5 protein-coding genes are annotated in these 2883 nt (G+C 36.5%); all 5 read right to left on the bottom strand.

Features of this window, described 5'->3' with window-relative positions; genetic code table 11:
• Window positions 1-6: 6 nt before the first annotated feature.
• From ACTTKP_RS12010 to ACTTKP_RS11990, 5 genes are read right to left on the bottom strand one after another with little or no spacing between them, the layout of a single operon-like run.
• Complete coding sequence (locus ACTTKP_RS12010; protein WP_442554122.1) at window positions 7-561, bottom strand: phage tail protein; 555 nt, start codon at window positions 559-561, stop codon at window positions 7-9.
• On the bottom strand, window positions 554-1696 hold the full coding sequence (locus tag ACTTKP_RS12005; protein WP_442554121.1) for a baseplate assembly protein: 1143 nt from the start codon (window positions 1694-1696) through the stop codon (window positions 554-556). The genes ACTTKP_RS12010 and ACTTKP_RS12005 overlap by 8 nt, the downstream gene beginning before the upstream one ends.
• Complete coding sequence (locus ACTTKP_RS12000) at window positions 1683-1997, bottom strand: GPW/gp25 family protein (RefSeq protein ID WP_442554120.1); 315 nt, start codon at window positions 1995-1997, stop codon at window positions 1683-1685. The genes ACTTKP_RS12005 and ACTTKP_RS12000 overlap by 14 nt, the downstream gene beginning before the upstream one ends.
• A 10-nt stretch (window positions 1998-2007) precedes the next feature.
• Window positions 2008-2406: a phage tail protein gene (locus ACTTKP_RS11995; protein ID WP_442554119.1), complete on the bottom strand. Its 399-nt coding sequence runs from the start codon at window positions 2404-2406 to the stop codon at window positions 2008-2010.
• Window positions 2407-2417: 11 nt separating this feature from the next.
• Window positions 2418-2864 (bottom strand): hypothetical protein, encoded by a 447-nt coding sequence (locus ACTTKP_RS11990; RefSeq protein ID WP_442554118.1) that lies wholly within the window; start codon window positions 2862-2864, stop codon window positions 2418-2420.
• Window positions 2865-2883 lie beyond the last annotated feature (19 nt).

Here is a 2883-nt window from a genome sequence, read left to right as displayed (position 1 = left end):
ATATAACTATCTTATATCAGGCATTTTATAATATCCATAAGTATATGAGCCATAATTATAACCACTGTTTATTCCTCTTTCTATCTCCACCCCATCAAGAATGCTCCTTACATTCTTCACATTCCTTATAAGCTCCTTGAATTTCTCCACATTAGCATCATCTATTGCCCCGTTAGTTTTTATCATAAATCTAAAAGGCTTGCCACCATATTTATCCCACTCTATTACCTTGCCCTCACCAAATATAGCTCTTACAACTTCTTCTACAGCTAAAGGAGTTCCGGTCTTCATGTACCATTTAATAGTGTTCTTCACTAGCTTTCTTTTGATTTCAACATCAAAAGAAACATCATAAAACTGTGTTTTTAACTCAGTCGCAAGCACATCTAAAATTTCTCCATCCAGTTCATCAATCCTTGAATAAAGTCCAATCCTACTACATAAATTTAATAGCCTTCCTACCATATTATTAATAGCAAAAGCAAGTGCCTTAACCTCTGTCTTTTGTTTTAAGTGCATCGGTAATAAATAAGTTATACTGCTATTCTTTAGATCAATCATCCTCAATACCTCCATAGGTTACACTAATACTATTAACTATCGGTATAGATTCAATTGGAGTTTGTATATATATAGGACTTTCTACATTAACCCTCTTTATTCCTGTCTCCATCACCCTACTTATCAAATACGAAGGATTAATATCCCTGCCAATCTTTTCCATCTGCCACTCATTAAACAACTTTACTGCATTATCCACATCTTCCTTTATCTTATCCACAAGAGATTTTTTATCCGAACTGATGTAATATGTAAGTTCTACATTATATTCCAGTTTTTCAGGAGCTTTTACCTTTATCTTATCAGTTAACGGCTTTCTGTCTCCACTTTCTAAATATTCCTTTACCCTTTGTAGTAACTCTACATCGGGTAACCCCCCGCCTTTTTTTGATACCGTTATATGTACAGTTGCATCTTCATCAGACTTTACTAGCACATCTGCTATATCCTTATCTGCCTGTTTAGCAAAAAACTTATACGCACCTTCACTCCCTGTGGTCGAATAACTTTCAATTCCCTCAAGGTAACGCTCTTTAAGTTCAGTATCTACTTCCCTTTCCCTTCCACCAGCCGTTTCCTTTATATTTTTCACTACTCCCACATAAGGGATAGGGTTAACAAGGATATTTAGTCTGCCTATTCCTATCCCATTACCTTTTAATCCTTTCTCCGTACATTTTGCCGGTATATCCACATAAACTGTCCCCGGCTTAATCTCCGCATACTGTTCAGTCTCAAAATACACCTCATTCCCATCAGTAACCCTTGTCCCCTCGTTTATAGATAATACAAATTCCAGAGGTTTGCTAATTTCAAACCTTAAAACCGTCTTTGCACTTTCCTCCGACTTCCTTTCCATCCCCTTAAAAGCCACAAGATTATCAAGATATTCTCCCCTTGAATACTTAACAAGATTCATCTTACCTGCATTATCTACATACTGCATAAGCTGATATATCTGTAATGCCGCCGCATTGATAAGCATCATATAAGGACTTGCCTCTGATAAATATACTTTCTTCCCAGCAATCCTTTCATACTCAGCCTCATAATCACTTACCATCTCCCGTTTTATATCTTCAATAGTTGTACCATCTATAAAATCTAAATCAGGTAATTCATTAATCTTGCTCATCTTCACTCTCCCTCTTTTTAAAATATATTTTCGGGCTTACTCTTCCCTCATCACTATGTATAAATTCAATATCATCTACCTCAGCCCTCGGCTCATATCTATCAATTTTCTCTATAACCTCTATAGTAAGCATATTCTCCGCTTCTTCCGTAGTCATATCAGTAATACCACTTGTATCTATCCCAAAATCCCTATCAAGTCCTTGTTCTCCTGCTATAGTTGATAAAAGATTAGACACACATTCATCCACATCCTCAAGTTCTTTTTCCGTAAAGCCGCTAAATTCATTTTGAAACTCCATATCGCCCATCCTACCTGTATTCCCTTAAATTTAATTCTATCCTAGCCTGTACAAGTTCACCTTTTGAAAATATAACATCCCATGTTTCACTTGTCTCTGTTATTACCCATTTATTTTTACTTATCGGTTTTCCACCTATGACAAAAGTAAACCGTTCCCCTCTTTCTGTAGCTTTTCTTATACGCTCAAGAGTCTTTCTCGGTTTTACCCCCATAGTTGATAACAAAAGCACAGATAACGATACTTCTTGAAGGCCGGCCCCTAAAAACTCAGACTTTGGCTTTCCTTTTATCACATCATGAACAACCCATCTTCCACTTACCTTCCTCTCCATGTCATTAAATGTAAGCACTTTTTTAGAACTTACCTGAAAAGTAATGAGCTTTCCCAGATTGCCTATTTTCGCCATACCCTATCCCCCTATATTTTGCTCTCCAAAACTGCTAACCGTTTCTCGTGATTTTTCAATTGTTTTTCATGCTCATCCAGTTTCTTTAATAATTCAGACAAAGTAATACTGCCCTTACTACACTTAAGGGTTATCTCTTTAGCCTCCAACTTTACATCTTCACATTTAAGTCTATACTTCCCTTTTTCACACTCAAGAAAGGCCTTGTCGTCAAACTCCTTAGTATATTTTTCACTACCCTCATAGTCATCATCAAAATAAGTCCCAAGGCAAACTCCCTTGTTACTACCATTTGCTAAGTGTAAAGTAATAACTATATCCCCCACCTCAGGCATAGACTGTTCTCTGTTCATGCTTAGCATTGGAATGGGCAAAGACGAACTCTCAGTATCCTCATAATATACCTTGACTTTACCATTATTGGGGTATACATTAGTTACAGTTCCTATTCTTATCATTTTACTCCTCCATATAATA

The organism is Catonella sp. (genome assembly GCF_052169795.1).
Classification (GTDB): Bacteria; Bacillota; Clostridia; order Lachnospirales; family Lachnospiraceae; genus Catonella.
The sequence above is the reverse complement of the archived record's forward strand: the minus strand, read 5'-3'. Positions and strand labels throughout refer to the sequence as shown.